General features: G+C 71.5%; 17 protein-coding genes. 12 read left to right on the top strand and 5 right to left on the bottom strand.

Annotated features, from left to right (window positions below; genetic code table 11):
- Positions 1 to 93: 93 nt before the first annotated feature.
- Entirely contained in the window at positions 94 to 1,332 is a 1,239-nt protein-coding gene (locus tag H8838_RS19520) for a Fic family protein (protein ID WP_185994243.1), read from the bottom strand.
- A 248-nt stretch (positions 1,333 to 1,580) separates the two neighbouring features.
- Here H8838_RS19520 and H8838_RS19515 point away from each other — a divergent pair, with 248 nt between their 5' ends.
- Both H8838_RS19515 and H8838_RS19510 read left to right on the top strand, forming a co-directional pair.
- Positions 1,581 to 2,225: an NADPH-dependent F420 reductase gene (locus H8838_RS19515; RefSeq protein ID WP_185994244.1), complete on the top strand. Its 645-nt coding sequence runs from the start codon at positions 1,581 to 1,583 to the stop codon at positions 2,223 to 2,225.
- Positions 2,226 to 2,413: 188 nt separating this feature from the next.
- Positions 2,414 to 3,769 carry a hypothetical protein gene (locus H8838_RS19510; protein ID WP_185994245.1) on the top strand — a complete coding sequence of 452 codons (1,356 nt, stop codon included), beginning with the start codon at positions 2,414 to 2,416 and terminating at the stop codon, positions 3,767 to 3,769.
- On the opposite strand, the gene H8838_RS19505 is transcribed toward H8838_RS19510, so the two are convergent.
- Complete coding sequence (locus tag H8838_RS19505) at positions 3,747 to 4,640, bottom strand: LysR family transcriptional regulator (protein WP_185994246.1); 894 nt, start codon at positions 4,638 to 4,640, stop codon at positions 3,747 to 3,749. The two genes, H8838_RS19510 and H8838_RS19505, sit on opposite strands and share 23 nt — an antisense overlap.
- 136 nt (positions 4,641 to 4,776) lie before the next feature.
- Between H8838_RS19505 and H8838_RS19500 the strand changes: the two genes are divergently transcribed.
- From H8838_RS19500 to H8838_RS19490, 3 genes are all read left to right on the top strand, one after another.
- Positions 4,777 to 5,532, top strand: coding sequence for an SDR family oxidoreductase (locus H8838_RS19500; protein ID WP_224766273.1), 756 nt, complete (start codon positions 4,777 to 4,779; stop codon positions 5,530 to 5,532).
- 172 nt (positions 5,533 to 5,704) lie between these two features.
- Positions 5,705 to 8,074, top strand: a complete 2,370-nt coding sequence (locus H8838_RS19495; RefSeq protein ID WP_185994248.1) for a hypothetical protein — start codon at positions 5,705 to 5,707, stop codon at positions 8,072 to 8,074.
- A gap of 49 nt (positions 8,075 to 8,123) precedes the next feature.
- A complete protein-coding gene (locus H8838_RS19490) occupies positions 8,124 to 8,339 on the top strand; it encodes an endonuclease/exonuclease/phosphatase family protein (protein ID WP_185994249.1) in 216 nt (71 codons plus the stop codon).
- A 31-nt stretch (positions 8,340 to 8,370) separates the two neighbouring features.
- Here the strand turns inward: H8838_RS19490 and H8838_RS19485 are convergent, their stop codons facing one another.
- The 3 genes from H8838_RS19485 to H8838_RS19475 form a co-directional block, all read right to left on the bottom strand.
- Entirely contained in the window at positions 8,371 to 8,820 is a 450-nt protein-coding gene (locus tag H8838_RS19485) for a VOC family protein (protein WP_181310139.1), read from the bottom strand.
- 104 nt (positions 8,821 to 8,924) lie between these two features.
- Entirely contained in the window at positions 8,925 to 9,683 is a 759-nt protein-coding gene (locus tag H8838_RS19480) for a hypothetical protein (protein ID WP_181310140.1), read from the bottom strand.
- Between the two features lie 88 nt (positions 9,684 to 9,771).
- Positions 9,772 to 10,602: a class II glutamine amidotransferase gene (locus tag H8838_RS19475; RefSeq protein ID WP_185994250.1), complete on the bottom strand. Its 831-nt coding sequence runs from the start codon at positions 10,600 to 10,602 to the stop codon at positions 9,772 to 9,774.
- 192 nt (positions 10,603 to 10,794) lie between these two features.
- On the opposite strand from H8838_RS19475, the gene H8838_RS19470 reads away from it, so the two are divergent.
- The 7 genes from H8838_RS19470 to H8838_RS19440 all read left to right on the top strand — a co-directional run bounded on the left by H8838_RS19470 (position 10,795) and on the right by H8838_RS19440 (position 16,396).
- Positions 10,795 to 12,039, top strand: a complete 1,245-nt coding sequence (locus H8838_RS19470; RefSeq protein ID WP_181310142.1) for an EAL and HDOD domain-containing protein — start codon at positions 10,795 to 10,797, stop codon at positions 12,037 to 12,039.
- Positions 12,040 to 12,209: 170 nt separating this feature from the next.
- Complete coding sequence (locus H8838_RS19465; protein ID WP_185994251.1) at positions 12,210 to 12,935, top strand: DUF3558 domain-containing protein; 726 nt, start codon at positions 12,210 to 12,212, stop codon at positions 12,933 to 12,935.
- A gap of 11 nt (positions 12,936 to 12,946) precedes the next feature.
- The gene (locus H8838_RS19460; protein ID WP_185994252.1) at positions 12,947 to 13,795 is read left to right on the top strand and encodes a sulfurtransferase; all 849 of its coding nucleotides are present in this window, start codon (positions 12,947 to 12,949) and stop codon (positions 13,793 to 13,795) included.
- Between the two features lie 124 nt (positions 13,796 to 13,919).
- The gene (locus H8838_RS19455) at positions 13,920 to 14,675 is read left to right on the top strand and encodes a hypothetical protein (RefSeq protein ID WP_181310145.1); all 756 of its coding nucleotides are present in this window, start codon (positions 13,920 to 13,922) and stop codon (positions 14,673 to 14,675) included.
- A gap of 80 nt (positions 14,676 to 14,755) precedes the next feature.
- The gene (locus tag H8838_RS19450; protein ID WP_181310146.1) at positions 14,756 to 15,157 is read left to right on the top strand and encodes a four-helix bundle copper-binding protein; all 402 of its coding nucleotides are present in this window, start codon (positions 14,756 to 14,758) and stop codon (positions 15,155 to 15,157) included.
- A 48-nt stretch (positions 15,158 to 15,205) separates the two neighbouring features.
- Positions 15,206 to 15,778, top strand: coding sequence for a DUF4396 domain-containing protein (locus H8838_RS19445; RefSeq protein WP_224766272.1), 573 nt, complete (start codon positions 15,206 to 15,208; stop codon positions 15,776 to 15,778).
- A 24-nt stretch (positions 15,779 to 15,802) separates the two neighbouring features.
- Positions 15,803 to 16,396: a GNAT family N-acetyltransferase gene (locus H8838_RS19440; RefSeq protein WP_185994253.1), complete on the top strand. Its 594-nt coding sequence runs from the start codon at positions 15,803 to 15,805 to the stop codon at positions 16,394 to 16,396.
- Positions 16,397 to 16,502 lie beyond the last annotated feature (106 nt).

Below are 16,502 nucleotides of genomic sequence, written 5' to 3'. Positions count from 1 at the left end.
AGCAGTCCGTAAGCGCCTACGCAGACCTACGCCACCCGCATTTCTGAGGGTGGACCGCGGAGAGCGTTCGATCTCGATCCAGCACCGGTCAGGTCAGGTCCAGCGCTTCGACGGCTTGGTGCGCACTCCGATGCGCTCCTCCAACTCACGCGTCTCGGTCATGACGTCGCTGGCGACCCAGATGCGGTTGCGCGAGCCGTGGCTGATCTCGGCGAGCACCTTCGCTTCGCTGAGCCGGTCGAGGGCTTCGTAGGTGCGGCCCTTCGCGGCGCCGGTGAGGGCCAGGGCACGTTCGATGTCGAGGATCGGTGAGCGCAGAAGGCCTTCGATCATCTTGTGGGCCGCGGAGTTCTTGCGCGGCTTCACTGCTTCCATCCACTCCGGCCGCAGTGCGGCGAGGTGTCCGGCGGACTCCTCGGCGGCCTCGGCTGCGCCGATCGCGGCCCTGGCCAGGTAGGCGACCATAGAGTCGGCGTCTCCTTCCCGGTAGCCGAGGAGGTGGTCGAAGTAGGTGTCGACGTCGGCCAGCATTGCTGCGGCGGCCGGGACGGTGACGCTGCGGGTCAGGCCCCGGCGGCGCAGCACGGCTCCGATGAGGCCGCGACCGACACGGCCGTTGCCGTCGGTGAACGGGTGGATCGCCTCGAACTGGGCGTGCACGACCGCGGCCTGGGCCACGGCGCTGAGGTCGTCGCGGTTCGCGAAGGCGAGCAGGTCGTCCATGAGCGGGGCGACGAAGCGCGGCGGGGGCGGGACGTGCGCGGAACCGTACGGGGTGAGGTCGGAACCTCCGACCCAGTTCTGCATGGTGCGGTACGCACCGGCGTAGTCGCGTTCGGCGGGGTCATCGCCTAGGAGGCGCTGGTGAGCGGCGAGGACCGCCGCGCCGGTGAGCGGCTTGCCTCCGTCGGTGGAGGCCGTGAGCGCGGTGAGTGCTTGGGCGGCGGCGATGGTCGACCCGGCGCTGGTGGCGGCCTGGGCGCCGACGGTGGCCCGCGCGAGGTCGTCCATGTCGGCGTAGATGCGTTCGATCTTCGAGGTTGCCACAGCCTCGGTGCGCACCAGCAGCTCGCTGAGTCCGGCGAGGTGTTCGGCGCGGGCTTGCAGGCGCGTCAGGGCGACGGCGGCGGCTTCGATGAGTGCGACGGTGTCGGTGGAGACCTCGACGGTTGCCTCGGCGATGCGGGCCGGGACCTGGACGGTGATCGCCGTCATCATCCGCTCGGGCCGGGTGGGCCGTGCGCCGTCGGCCCCGACCTGGTCGGGGTTGGTCGTCCACGGTCGCTCTTCACGCGTGACGCTGGGCCAGGCGGGCTTGGGGGCGGTGTCCACACTTTCTCCTCACCAGGAACAAGAGTCCCCATATTACCGCTTGCTCGCCTAAGTGGCATCAAGGAATTGGGAAGTGCTGGTTTCTCGACACCGGCACCGGTCGGGCCAGGGTCAGGGTCAGACGACGTCGCGCCCCAGCCGCCGACGCTCACGAGCCAGCACGTAGACGCTTCAACGCGTCCCGACGTGCACGGCAGGAGAGCAGCCGCCCGGCGGAACAACGCGGCTGTAGCGGCCGTTGGCCCTCTATGACAACCATCGGCTTCATCGGCAGCGGCAACATCGGCGGCACCCTGGCCAAGCTGTTCGCGGCCCAGGGTCAGGACGTCGTCGTCAGCAACTCGCGCGGGCCCGAGACGCTCGCGGACCTCGTGTCGGAGATCGGTGAGCGAGCCTGCGCCGCCACTTCCGAGGAGGCGGCCAAGGCCGGGGAGGTCGTCGTCGTGTCAGTGCCGTTCCTGGCCGTCGACCAGGTGCCGGTGGCGCCGCTGGCCGGCAAGGTCGTCATCGACACCAACAACTACTACTTCGAGCGCGACGGCCACGTCGCCGAGATCGACGCCGGCCAGACCACGCCGAGCGAGGTCCTCCAGGCCCACCTGCCGCAGTCGCGGGTCGTGAAGCTGTTCAACGCCATCCAGGCCGACCACCTCGCCACGAAGGGCGTCCCCGCCGGCACCGCCGGTCGTCGTGCGCTGCCGATGGCCGGTGACGACGCCGCGGCGAAGGCCAAGGTGGGCGCGCTCGTCGACGGGATCGGCTACGACGTCGTCGACGTCGGCCCGCTCGCCGAGGGCTGGCGCTTCGACCGCGACCAGCCGGCGTACGGCGCGGAGGTCGACGTCGCCGGTCTCACCGAGCTGCTCGCCCAGGCCGAGCGCGTCTCCGCCTAGAGCCCCCGCGGGTGGCCCCGCTGGTCTCGCGGGCCTGAGTCTCACCCCATTTCGGGGAGTTTGGGTCCCGCCCAGCGGGGCACGGTCGGAGAACGGTGGTGCGTTCGGACACCACCGAACCACCGGGGGAGACCAGAGTGACCGCGAGAAGACACCACCGAGCCGCGCTCCTGACCACGACGGCGCTAATGGGCGCGCTGCTCTCACCCGGGACGGCCGGGGCCGCCGCGCCGGCCCCCGACGGGACGCAGGCGCGCCCGGCGCCCGAGCGCTGGGTCGAGACGGCGTACGGACGGGGCCCGATCAAGGTGTCGAAGGCCTCCGGCGCCCGGATCCACCTGACCTTCACCGGCAGGCGCGGTGACCTGGTCCGGCTGGAGAGCCAGGGCCACGTCGTCACCGAAGCCCGGCTCAACGTCTCGACGGGGAGCCGGAGGCTCGGACGGACGGTGCCGGCCGAGAAGTACTCCAGGTGGCGCCTGCCGGCCAGCGGTCGGTTCACCCTGACCCTGCGCAACCGCAGCCGCGAGGCGAGGCTCCAGCTGGTCAAGCTCCGCGAGGCCCGCCTCGTGCCCGGCAAGAAGGTGGCGCTGCCCAGTCGCCGCGGGTACGGCTGGTGGGTCACCGCTGCCATGCCGCGCAAGGGCTCCTGGGCCGCGCGCCTGTCCGGCGCGAAGGGTGTGCGCTGGCGCGCGGTCCACGTGGCGGGTGACTCCAGTGAGACGTACCTGGCCAACGAGGGGCCGTACCTGGCGACGTCGGCAGTCGCCCTGGTCGCGGGCAGCCCGCCGCTGGCCGAGAGGGGGGACTCGCTGCGCAACACCACCAAGGCCCCTGTCCGTGCCGGCCGGCCGGTGCACTTCTACACGACGGGCGGCGGCTCGGCTCACCTCCTGAAGGGCCGCACCGCGAAGGGGCAGCTGGACGGTCCCGGCCAGCGCGTGGGGCGCTCCGGCCTGCTGGTGAGCACGGTCGAGCTGCCCGCACGGACCCTGGTGCAGGAGGTCGCGGCTCTCCCTGGCGGCGCTACCGCCGACAAGGTCCGGTCGCGGATCCTCGCCGCGACCGCTCCCACCTCGTTCCCCGACGCGCTCTTCACCGGTGAGGGAGGGCCCCAGCAGGTCGTCACCCTGGCCACCGGCGCAGTGCGACCGAAGCTCTCCTACGGACTGCGCAGCACCAAGTCCCTCGGCACGCTGCCGCCGCCGGGGGAGGGGGCGCCGGTGACGACCCCCTTCGTGGTCGACACCCCCGGCCAGTGGCTGGTGGCGCGGATGGCGCCCACCTCCGGCCCTCAGCGCGTGGCTGTCGACTCAGCGACCCTGGAGCGCTGGCGGCTGACCTTCCACCCGACGTACCTGAGCTTCTGCGGCGCCTACAGCGGCCACGGGTGCGGGGACTTCTTCGGCTCGACGATCGGACCCGGCCAGGAGCACGACCTGCCGACCTCCGCCGGCACCGAGCAGGCGCCCACGTTCCTGCTGCTGCGCCCCGGCGGCCAGGGCACCGGCACGGTCGATGTCACCGTGGAGCGCGCGTACTAGGTAACCCAGGGGGGAGCCGAGCGGTGAGCTCGCTGGCCGTGCGCACCAGGGCTGCCACGTCGAGAGACCTGCTGGCCGACGGCCAGGCGATCACGGTGGTGGCCGGAGGTGCGTCGATCACCGGCACCGCGACGTGCTCGGGCCATTGCCAGGCCCGGCTGGACGCCGGGATGACGAGCAGGGTCCTGCCGAGCGCGACCAGCTGAGCCAACTGCGACTGGGTGCGGACCTCAGGCCCGTGACCCGCGGGATAGCTGCCGTCCAGCCGTGGCCAGCGGGCGATCGGGAGGTCGGGGACGTCCTGGACGTCGGCGAGGGTGAGCTGGTCGCAGGAGGCGAGCGGGTGCTTGCCCGGGACGATCGCGACCTGCCCCTCGGTGAGCAGGTCCTCGGTGTCGAATCCCGCGAGGTCGTCGTAGGGACGGTGCATCAAGGCGACGTCCGCGGCTCCCGTGCGCAGCAGGCCGGCCTGCTCACCCACCTCGCACAGCAGCACCTCGACGTGGGCGACGCCGGGCTTCGCCGCGTGCGCCTCGACCAGCGCGGTGAGCAGGTCGTGGGAGGCTCCCGCCTTCGAGGCGAGCACCAGGGGGCGTTCGCGACGGGCAGCGCGCTGGGTACGCCGGGCAGCCGCGCGCACGGCGTCGAGCGCCGTACCGGCCTCATCCCGCAGGACGCTGCCAGCGTCGGTGAGCGTGACGCCACGCCGGTTCCGCTCGAAGAGGGCCACGCCGAGGCGGTCCTCCAGGTGCCTGATCGCTCGGGACAGCGGCGGCTGGGAGATGCCCAGCCGCTCGGCGGCACGACCGAAGTGCAGCTCGTCGGCCACCGCGAGGAAGTACCGCAGCTCGCGCGTCTCCAGGTCGGTCACGTCGCGTCCCCTCCCGCCAGTGATACCCGGACGGTATCTGAGCGGTGCGAAACGGTCTTGGACGACGGCCGCCGCGGCAGGAGAGCCTGACGTCGTACGCGTGCCACCTGGCGCGCGTGTCGACGAAGGAGACGACGTGAGCACGAGCACCGCACCGACCGACACGACAGCCGCGCGAGAGCCTCGGGGAGTCGCGCTGGTGACCGGGGCCAACAAGGGGATCGGGTTGGCGGTCGCGCACGGGCTCGGGGCGCTCGGGTTCCGCGTCGGAGTGGGCGCGCGCGACGAGACGCGCCGCCAGGCTGCAGTCGAGGCCCTGCTCCGTCGCGGTGTGGACGCCTTCGGGGTGGCCCTCGACGTGACCTCGGACGACAGCGTCGCCTCGGCGGCGAAGCTCCTGGAGACCGAGGTCGGAGGGCTGGACGTGCTGGTGAACAACGCCGGCATCGGGGGACGCACCGACGGCGGGGCCCAGGACCCGACGACCCTCGACCTCGACGTGCTGCAGACGGTCCTGGACACCAACGTGTTCGGCGTCGTCCGGGTGACCAACGCGATGCTGCCACTGCTGCACCGCTCCGACGCGCCGCGCATCGTGAACATCTCGAGCGACATGGGCTCGCTGACCTTGCAGACCGGACCGCAGATGGCGGCGTACGCGCCCTCCAAGACGATGCTGAACAGCATCACCGCCCAGTACGCCCGCGCGCTGACCGACACGAAGGTGATCGTCAACGCGGCCTGTCCCGGGCTCGTGGCGACCGACTTCACCGGCCACTACGGCGAGCGCACCGCCGAGCAGGGCGCTGCCGTCGCGATCCGGCTGGCGACCCTGCCCGAGGACGGCCCGCGTGGCTCCTTCTTCAACGAGGACGGGCCGATCCCCTGGTGAGTGCCGACAGGCACCTGCACCGGAGAGCAGGCACCATCACCCGAGAGGGAGCTGAGCAAATTCTCTCGCGTTCCGCTGCGCCGGCGCCCCGCGCTGGCTAGGTTCGCCCGCGCCGGGGGATCTGGGGCGTACCTGCGCGTGCGCCCGCACTCCACCACCGTCAGGGGATCTCATGCGGCTTCGTACGACCCGGTTCGTCTCGCCACTGCTGGCCCTCCTCGTGGGGGTGACCGGCCTGACGGCCGGTCTGCTCGCCACGCCGGCCGCACAGGCGCTCCCGGACGCCATCCCCGCGGAGGCACTCTCCTTCGCCGACGACTTCGAGCGTGCGGACGGGGCCCTCGGCAACGGCTGGACCTCGCCGGGCTCCCTCCTGGCCCCCGCGATCGCGGGCGGCCGGGTCGTCGCGCCGGGAGCGGACGACCGGGTCCACGCCGCCCTGAGACCCACCGTCACCAACCGGTACGCGATCAGCCTGGACATGCCGCACTCGTGGCACGACGACCTGGCCCGCATCGGGGCGGTGCTGAACCTGGACGCCGATGGCAACGGCGAGGCGGTCTTCTTGAGCCGTCCGTGGGGCACGCCCTCGAGTCCTGCGGGTTTCTCTCAGTTCGAGCACGTCGAGATCGTGAACTGGGAGTTCGAGGTCCGCAGGATCTCTCCGATCGGGTCGGTCGCGACCCCCGCCGCGGGCACGCTCAGCGTGGAGCGCACCGGCCGGGACGGTCTCATCCGGGTGCGCATGGACGCGGGCGCCACGGTGTTCTCCAATTCCTTCCGCGCCCTCACCGATCCGGTGGGGGACTCGATGGCCGGCCCGGCCGTCTCCGGCTCCGGCCAGATCGACCGTTACACCCGTACCACCACGCCCACCGTCACGTTCGCGTCCCCGCCGCCCGGGCCGTTCCACGTCGGCGACTCCCACACAGTCGTGGTCGAGGCGTCCGAGCCGGCGGCCAGGCTCACCGTGACCGCACAGACGCCTGCCCTCTGCGGAGTCGAGGGCACCGTGGTCACGGCGCTGGCCCAGGGGACGTGCGCCCTCCAGGCGATCGACGGCCGGACCGGTGCCACCGCGACACAGTCCTTCGCCGTCACGCAGGTGCCGGTGACCCTCGACCTCGGGAGGAGCGGAGGTGGAGACTTCGTCGGCGACACGCTGACCATGCGCGCCGCGGTGTCCAGCCCGCGTGGCATCCCCGCCGGCGTCCTGTCGTTGACCATCGACGGCTCGACGACCACGACCCGAGCCAGCTCGCTCACGGGCAGCCTGGCCATCACGTCGCTCGAGCCGCGCGAGGTCTCCGCCACCTTCGTGCCCGACGACGCGCACCGGTTCGCGCCGGCCGCGGACGGCTTCCTCGTGCGGGGCAGGAAGTGGTTGACGAACACGGAGGTCAGACTCGAACGTGACGGGATCCGGGTAACGGTCCGGTCCGAGGCCGGCGTCCTCCCGACTCCCGTCCCGACGGGGACCGTCCACGTCCAGAAGATCGAGCCCGGCGCCCCCTGGCTGGAGTCGATCACCAACCTCGGCTCCTACCCGCTCGTCGACGGTCAGGTGGTCGTCCCAGGAAAGCGGGTGCCCGGGCATCTCTACACCGCCCGCTATGCAGGCGACCCGCAGCACGACGAGAGCACGTCGCCCCACCTGACGCAGAAGCCCGCCACGATGACCGCGACCGTCCACCCGGAGCGGCCCACGGCCACCGGGTGGTACCGCGAGCCGGTCACCGTCTCGTACGCCTGCACGGTCGAGGGCATCGCGACGATCGACTGGTGCCCGGCCACCAGGACCGTCGAGACCGACGGCCGGGACATGGAGATCACCGAGGAGTTCCTCAGCGCCGAGGGAGCCCACGCCACCGCGACGGTGACCGTCTCCCTGGACCGGACGCCGCCGACCGTAGCCGTCGTCGGTCTTCCCGACTCCGGGACGTACGAGGGCACGCCTCCGGACGGTGAGTGCCTCGCGTCGGACCTGGTCTCGGGAGTGGCGACGTGCGAGGTCTCGCACACGGTGGCACCCGACGGCACGGTCACCTACACCGCGACGGCCGTGGACCGGGCGGGCAACAGCCGCGCCTCGACGAGGACCCTGCGGCTGCCCGGATCGACGCCGCCGGAGCCCCCGACGCCCCCGGGCAGCGAGCCCCCGGTGACCGGGCCACCTGTCGCCGAGCCTCCGGTGACCCCGCCTCCAGTCACCACTCCACCGCCGACCGGCACGCCGACCCCTCCTACGGCCACGCCGCAGCCGGCGCCGGTCGTCACCGGGCCCATCACGATCACCGGCGGCGCACCGAGCGGCGCGAAGGATGTGCAGCTCGCCAAGGGCAAGAGGCTGACCCTCACGATCAAGGCCAGGACCAAGCCGGTACTCGCCCGGCTGCCCCGCGGGGTCAAGGCCACCAAGGCGAAGAGGATCAGCAAGGGGCGCTGGCGGATCGTCCTCACCGTCAACGCCACCAAGACGGTCACGATCAAGCTCACCGTCGACCGCAAGAAGCGCGCGTTCAAGGTGGTCCGGCTCCCCTAGGCGGCAGGGAAGGCGGCGGGTCTGCCGGCGCGCTCGCCAGGATGGCCCCGTGAGGATCCTGTCGGTGAACGCCTGGGGCGGCGCGATGTACGAGGCTCTGGCGGCCTACCTGGCGCAGGCTGAACGGCTGGCCGAGGTCGTCGACTCCATGCGCGAGCCCGAGGACGTGGTGGTGGTCTGCGGGGACCTCAACGTGCTGCCCGACAGCGAGATCGGCGCGCAGCCCGAGGTCTCGGACCACCGGGTGCTGCTCCTCGACCTGTGACGGCGTACGCCGGGCTCCCCTGCTAGCGCCGTCACCCCGAGGTGGGCGGGGCGTCCCGGACGGTGCGCTGGTCGGGCTCCTCCAGCTCCTGGAAGAAGGTGACCTCCAGGGACGCGGGGGCGCGCAGGCGAGAGTTCAAGGAACGCCACGGCGTCTCGGTGGGGGCCGCGACCAGCTCGGCACCCGCCGCGGTGGCGGCGTCCGTGACGGCCGCCGCGTCGTCGACCTCGAGCGCCACCCGCACCGACGAGCCCACGAAACCGTCGGTCTCGACCCGGTCGACCATCCGCTTGTGGGCCGGGCTGGCGATCTCGAGGGTGGCCCGACCGGCGTCCAGGATCGCCACCCGGTCGTCGTCCCCTTCGGCGAAGGCGGCGACCTCGGTCATGCCGAGAACGTCGCGGTAGAAGGCGAGGGCCTGGTCGTAGTCCGCCGCCTCGACCACGAGGCGCAGCTGCTTGATGCCGGAGGTGTTCGTCATGCCGACATCATCCGGCAGAGCGCGTCAACGAGCGGCGAAGCACCGCCTCGGGGGAAGACGACGGCCCCGTCCGTGGTGGACGAGGCCGTCGCCAGAGGTCGAGCTCAGATCACGGTGACGGTGATCGGGGTGCCGAAGAGGTACTCGTCGAACCCCGCGTCGTACTCGAAGAAGGCCTTCATCGTGTACGTCCCGGGCGGGAACTCCAAGAAGTCGTGGGTGTAGAGCTGGAACGAGCCGTCCGCCTTGACCGAGTGCACGCCGAGCAGGTCGGGCGAGTCCGAGCCGATGGTCAGCGATCCGTCGTCGAGGTAGGCGTCGACCCAGCCCGTGGTGGCGACGGCGCCCTTGTAGAGCAGCTGGCCGGTGATGTTGGGGGCGTCGTAGGTCGCGCGGTTGACCGTGACCGCCGTGGTGGCCAGCGTCATCGTGGTGTTGTGCGAGACGATCTTGATCTTGGCCGTCTTGTGCTTCTTGACCTTGGCCGTCACGACGTGCTCGCCGATGGCGAGGGTCGCCGGGATGGTCAGGGTCGCCTTGCGCTTCTTCAGCTTGACCGTGCCGGCGTCGACGCCGTCGATGGCGAACGTGACCTTGCCCTTGCGGCCCTTGGCCTTGACGGTCACCGTGTCGGTGGTCAGGCCGAAGTGGACGTAGCCCTTCTTGGCCGAGATCGCGAGCTTCTGCTTCTTGCTCTTGTTCTTCTTCTTCTTGGGCTTGGCCTTGCTCTCCGCCGCCTGGGTCTGGGCTGCCTGGGTCTGGGACTCACCCGAAGCGTGCGCGGCGCCGGCCAGGCCGACGGTGGGCGTGACCAGCGCGAGGCTGGTCACCGTTCCCAGGAGGATGCGTGTCGTCTTGTTCAACGTGCGACTCGTTTCTGTCCAGCTCGGTGTCCCCCGAGCGCTGGTGTAGGTGGGAGCGGTCTACCCCTCTCCCGCCGGCGCAAACCGCTCAGGGGCGTGTCGGCCTGAACTCGCGCTCCTCCTCGCGCCCGGCCCTGACCACGACGCAGGTCGACTGCGGGATCTCCCGCCAGGCTCCGGCCAGGTCGCTGAGGGGCTCGGAGACCACGATCCGCGAGTCGGGGGACAGGTCGTGCAGCACCGGGTGGTCCGGGTGCTGGTGCCTGAGCGTGTCGACGTCGGTGCTGTGGAACAGCGAGCGGGCGTTCCCGTCGCTGGCGTAGCGGAAGGCCCACGTGGTCTCGCCGTCGGTGGTGGCCACCGTCATCTGCAGCGGGTTCTCGACGCCTCGTCGTGCCGCGGTCTCCTCGATCAGCCCCGCCGCGCGGGCCACCGCGGCGGGCGGGTCCTCCTCCAGCCCGAAGGTCAGGGCGAGGTAGAAGAAGAGCTCGGAGTCGGCGGAGCCGGCGATCTGGGGGAACAGGGCCGGATCGACGGCCAGCGTCAGGTCCCGTTTCACCGCGGCGAAGTCGGCGATGCCGCCGTTGTGCATCCACAGCCAGCGCCCGTGCCGGAAGGGATGGCAGTTGGTCTGCTGCACCGGGCTCCCGCTGGTCGCCCGGACGTGGGCGAAGATCAGTCCCGAGGGTGCCTGCGCGGAGATCTCGCGCAGGTTCAGGTCGTTCCACGCCGGCTCGGTGCTGCGGTACCGGCCGGGGGTACCGCGAGCGCCGTACCAACCCAGCCCGAAGCCGTCGCCGTTGACCGACTCCGCACCCATCTGGGAGTGCTTGCTCTGGACCACCAACGAGTTGACCGGCTCGAAGAGCAGGTCTTCGGGGAGGATCGGCGATCCCGAGTACGCGAGCCAGCGGCACATGTCTGCCTCCTGCGACCCACCGTAGGCACGTGTCGGGACGTTTGCCCAGGGTCGGGGGGCGTTGCCGGAGGTCTGCGTGGCGACCCCCGTCTTCGGCGTTCATTCTCCTGCGCCGAACGGGGGAGTCGACATACGATCCCGGAGCAGAGCCCCAGCTCGGTGAGGCCGCAGGAGAGAAGGACTGATCCCCCCATGATCGACCCGTTGGACGAGGCTCCCGTGCTGGACGCCGTCGTCGTGGCTCGAGTCCCTGTCGTGGACGGCACCAGCCGGGTCATCGGTTTCGAGCTGGTCAACCGCACCACGCGCGACCCGCTGACCGAGGCTCCGGCCGACCCCGGTCAGGCGGTGGTCACGGTGTCGAGCCTGCTCGCCTCCGTCGACGTCGACCTCGCCCCCGTCGTCGGCGAGGGCATGCTCTTCTGCGCCGTCGACCGGGCAGTGCTGGTCAGCGAGACGCGACTGTCCCTGCCCCCGCGCAGGACGGTGCTCGAGGTGCCGACCGGCGACGTCGACACCGAGCTGCTCGACGCCGTCCGGAGCCACAAGCGGGCCGGGTTCATGATCATGGTCGAGCACACCGCGTGGACCGAGGAGAGCGAGGCGCTGCTGGCGCTGGCCGACCTGGTCAAGATCGACCTGAAGTCGGGCGAGCCCGCCGACGTCATGGACGTCGCCGGGGAGTACGCCGACGCCGACCTGGAGCGCGTCGCCGCCGGGTGTGACACCGAGGCTGAGTTCGCCTGGGCCCAGGCGGTCGGCTTCGACCTCTTCATCGGCCGCGCCGTGCGGGTCCACGAGACGACCAGCGGGTCCGCCAGCGCGCCGCTGCCGCTCTCGCAGGTGCAGCTCAGCGTGGAGCTGCTCAGCGAGGACCTCGACCTCGACCGGATCGAGGACGTCCTGCGCGGCGACCCCGCGCTGATCGTGCAGCTGCTCAACATGGCCTCGTCGGGCGCGGGCGGCGGTCTGCGCCGCGAGGTGCGCAGCCTGCGCGAGGCGCTGGTCGTCATGGGTACCACCCGGCTCCGGCAGTGGGCGGCGCTGGTGATCCTGAGCCGTCACTGCCACCGGCCGAGCGACGCGCTGGTCACCGCCCTCGTCCGGGGCCGGATGTGCGAGCTGCTCGCGCGCAGCCGCGGCGTCGACGCGCCCTTCGCGTTCACCGCCGGGCTGCTCTCGGCCCTGCACATCCTGCTGGGTGTGCCCTCCGCCGAGGTCGAGGAGCAGATCAAGGTGGGCGAGGAGCTCACCGCCGCCGCCTTCCGGCGCGAGGGCGTCGTGGGCGAGCTGATCAACCGGGTCGAGGACCACGAGCACTGGCTCGTCGGCAGCCAGGTCCCCGAGGACCACGACGAGGTCACGCTGATCGGCGCGATGGCGTTCGGCTGGGCGGCCAGCTACGCCGAGGCGATGGACTCCGCGGGCCGACCCTGAGCCTGCGGCAGCCGATGCCCTGAAGATGGCCGGAGAAGCCAGAGAAGTCGAAGAAAATTCTTCGAATCCGAGGACAACGGCCCGCAAGGTGCGGCATGATTGTCGTAGACGCTGCAGGTGACCCGAGACACCTGCAGCGTCTCTCATTTGTGGTGTGAAACCATCCGCCGGTGCGCCGCCCACTTCTTCTGCCCCTCGCGTCCTGTCTGCTCCTCGTCGGTTGCGGCGGTGGGAGCTCCACCTCCGAGGCGGACAGCGCCTCGGACAGCGGTCCCTCGGCCAGCCCCAGCGTCACCGCGACCGCGTCCCCTGAGGCGGAGGGGGCCACGTCCGACGAGCTCGACGGCGCAACGCTCGCCGAGGCGGTGAGCGACGGCTCCTGCGACCTGCTCACCGACGCCGAGGTCGAGCAGGTGGCGGGCGGTGCGGTGGACACCGGCGTGCCGGGCACCACCGGTGGGCTCCCCGACTGCCAGTGGCCCCGGGAGCAGGGCGGCTTCGTGCAGGTCATCGCCGCGTCGTCCTCTGAGTGGGTCCGCGCCCTGCCCGAGGCGTTTCGGCTCGTCGAGGAGGCCGGCCTGTTCCAGGACGAGAAGGACCTGGACAAGCTGCGTGAGGGCGCCGCCCTGGTCCAGTCCGGCCGCGCCATCGAGCCCGGGAAGGCGTGCGAGATGTTCACCGCCCTGCTCGAGATGCAGGGTCACTCCTTCGACGAGCCGGCGGTGATCACGGTGGTCCCGACCGAGCAGGAGCCGCAGGGCGTGACCGGCCAGATGTGCCGGGACGGGCTGTTCACCTCGGTCGCGCTCCTGGACTCCGCCGGGCTGACGAAGCCGGTGCCGGTCGACCAGGTCGAGCAGGCGCTGCTGAGCGTCCACGAACGGCACCGCGGGTAGCGTTGACGTCCATGACCGGCACCGAGCAGACCCCTCAGCACGTCGACGTCGAGTGGCTGAGCGAGCACCTGGGCGACCCGCAGGTGCGCGTGCTGGACGCGACGGTCCACCTGAGCTTCGACGAGCACGGGGCCCACGTCGAGTCCGGCCGGGCGGCGTACGAACGTGAGCACGTGCCCGGGGCCGCCTTCGTCGACCTGATCGGCGGGCTCAGCGACCCCGACGGCGAGGCGCCGTTCGCCGCGGCTCCCTCCGAGCGGTTCGCGCAGGTGCTCGGCGAGGCGGGTGTCGGCGACGACAGCCACGTCGTCGTCTACGACTCCGTCAACGGCATCTGGGCCACCCGGCTGTGGTGGCAGCTCGGCCTGGAGGGCTTCGACCGCGTCTCCGTGCTCGACGGCGGGCTCGCCGCCTGGCGGGCCGCCGGCCTCGACACCTCCGCCGGCGTGGAGACCTATCCCGCCGCGACCTTCACCGCGCGACGCCGGCCCGAGCGGATCCGCTCCACCGCCGAGGTCGAGGCGGTGGTCGAGGCGGGCGAGGAGCCCGGTGTGCTGCTGATCAACGCCCTGGGGCGCGACGACTTCGCCCGCGGTCACATCCCCGGCAGCGTCAACGTGCCGTTCGCGGAGCTGGTCGACGCCGAGGGGCGGCTGCGGCCGGTCGAGGAGCTGCGCGAGCTCTTCGCCTCGGTCGGCGCCCTGGACGCCGGACGTCGACCGGTCACGTACTGCGGCGGCGGCATCGCGGCCACCGCGGCGGCGCTGGCGCTGGCCGAGCTGGGCCGGAACGACGTGGCCGTCTACGACGGGTCGATGAACGCCTGGACCGCGGACCCGGCGCGCCCGCTGGAGAGCTGAGCCGGAGCACGACGACGGCCACCGGTCTAGCCCGGTGGCCCTTCGGTGGTTGGCGACGGCCGTCCCCGGGAAGGGCTGTACCCAGATCGGCGTACGTCGATCGGATCCCGAGGAAAGGAAGTCCATGCGCACCCGCACCCGTCGTCCCTCCACCCGTCTCGCCCTCGCCGCAGTCGCCTCGCTCGCCGTGCTGAGCCTGAGCGCCTGCTCGGACGACTCCGAGGCCGAGGAGGCCACGGAGTCGACGTCCGAGTCGTCGCCGAGCGAGAGCGTGGAGCCGACCGAGACCGAGGAGGACACGGAGCCGTCCGAGGACGCCGCCGGGGAGGCCCCCGAGGCGTCGTCGGGCGACTCGCCCGACTGGGCGAACCCCGTGAGCACCCCCGGCGAGAAGCTCACCACGATCGAGGCCGGCGATGTGACGGTCGACGTTTACCAGGTCAGCACCACCAAGGCGACGAAGAGCGGCTTCTTCGCCGACCCCGAGACCAACAAGCCGATCATCGCCGAGGGCGACGAGATCGTCTTCGTCAACTACGTCATCACCAACAACGGCGACACGATCGACCTGGGGGCCAGCGGCGTCAAGGTGGACCCCAAGTACGACGACTGGCCCTACATGCAGGGCATGGACTCGATCACCGACCTCGACCTCTTCGCCGAGCAGGAGGTCAACGAGACGGCCTTCGCCGCCGGCTCCTTCCGCGACCCGGGGGTCTACCCCTTCGGCGAGGGCCAGCAGATCTCCTACGGTGACAACTTCCGCTACCAGGCCGGGTCGCCGATCACGTTCACCGTCACGGTGATCCCGGTGGACGCCGAGGGCGAGCTCCTGCACGACGAGCGGGTCGAGGCCGAGGGCGCCGCGAAGATCTCCTGACAGCGGAGTCTTGAGGGTGGGTTCCTGAGGGCGCCGGCGCAGCCGGCATGCCTCCTGGGGCGTCCGGGCACGGAGGGCGCATGACCCACACGGAGATGATGGACACCCACCCTCAGGACCTCACCCTCGACCGGGACAAGCTCGCGGCCTGCATCGCGGCCTGCTTCGAGTGCTCCCAGACCTGCACCGCGTGCGCGGACGCCTGCCTGAGCGAGGAGATGGTCGCCGAGCTCACCACCTGCATCCGCAAGAACCTGGACTGCGCCGACGTGTGCCTCGCGACCGGTCAGGTGCTCACCCGGCTCACGGGCGCCGACGTCGCCGTGCTCCGGGCGCTGCTGGAGGCGTGCGCGACCGCCTGCCGGGTGTGCGGGGACGAGTGCGCCTCGCACGCCGAGATGCACGAGCACTGCCGGGTCTGCGCCGAGGCCTGTGCGCTGTGCGAGCGTGCGTGCCGGGAGCTGCTCGACAGCCTGGGCTGAGCGGTGAGCCAGGGCGAGCACGCAGGTCACGTCGAGCACGCTGGCCACGTGGAACACGCGGGCCACGGACGGCGTGGCGTCGACGCCATGGCGGCCAGCGCCACCCTGCACTGCCTCACCGGCTGCGCGATCGGCGAGATCCTCGGGTTGGTGATCGGCACCGCGGCGGGTCTCGCGACCGGCTGGACCATCGTGGTGGCCGTCGCCCTGGCCTTCCTCTTCGGCTACACGCTCTCCACGCTGCCGCTGCTCAGGTCCGGTCTCGCCGTCGGCGCTGCCCTCACCGTGGTGCTGGCCGCGGACACGCTGTCGATCGCAGTGATGGAGGTCGTCGACAACGCGGTGATGGCGCTGGTCCCCGGTGCGATGGACGCGGGACTCGACAACCCGGTGTTCTGGCTGTCGATGATGCTGGCGCTCAGCGTGGCCTTCTTCGCGGCGTACCCGGTGAACCGGTGGCTGCTGCAGCGCGGCAAGGGACATGCCCTCACGCACCAGTACCACGGGGCGTACGCGCCGACCGGCGTACGCCGGTTCATCCCGTCGTTCTCCACCGGCGCGCTGGTGGCGGTGATCGTCGCGTTCATGCTCGGCGGCCTGCTCGCCTCGCTCGCCGCCTGACGCGCTCGCCGTAGGGTCCCGGGCATGACCGCGCGATCGCTCCCGGGACGGGCCCTGACCATCCGGGCGCGTCGTCCCGCGGACGTCCCTGCCCTGGCCGAGATCCTCCTCGCTCAGCAGGCGGGGAGCCGCTACCCGTTCCGCGACCCGCTCCCGGTGCCGGTGGAGGAGTTCCTGCACGCCGACGACGCCGTCCGGGCGTGGACTGCGGAGCTCGACGGCCGGCTCGTCGGTCACGTCTGCCGCACCGGACCAGGAGCCGGATCCCCGGACGTGGAGGCGATGAACGCCCGCTGCGCCGAGGCGCACGGCTGTGACGTGGAGGAGCTGGCCTGGGTCAGGACGCTCTTCGTGGCCGAGGGCGTGCGGGGCCACGGCGTCGGGCGCCGGCTCGTCAAGACCGTGCTGGCCGACATCCTGGCCGACGGCCTCCGTCCGTGCCTCGAGGTGCTCTCCGCCCAGCAGTCCGCCTTGGCCCTCTACCGCAGCACCGGCTGGGAGGAGGTCGACCGGACGCGCCCGGCCTGGCTGCGGGACGCCGACGACGAGGGGCTTGAGGTGCACGTGCTGGTGCTGCCGACGATCCGTGGGCGGCACGCCGTACCCGGGATTGGGTAAGTGGGGGTGTTCGTGAGTGACTGGGGCTGCTGTGATCGGGTTCACAGCCCGGAACCGGCCTTTCTACGACACAACGTAGTAGTTATCTACTACGGTACGTAGTACT

Source organism: Nocardioides campestrisoli (genome assembly GCF_013624435.2).
GTDB lineage: Bacteria > Actinomycetota > Actinomycetes > Propionibacteriales > Nocardioidaceae > Nocardioides > Nocardioides campestrisoli.
This window is presented reverse-complemented; position numbering and strand designations above follow the sequence as displayed.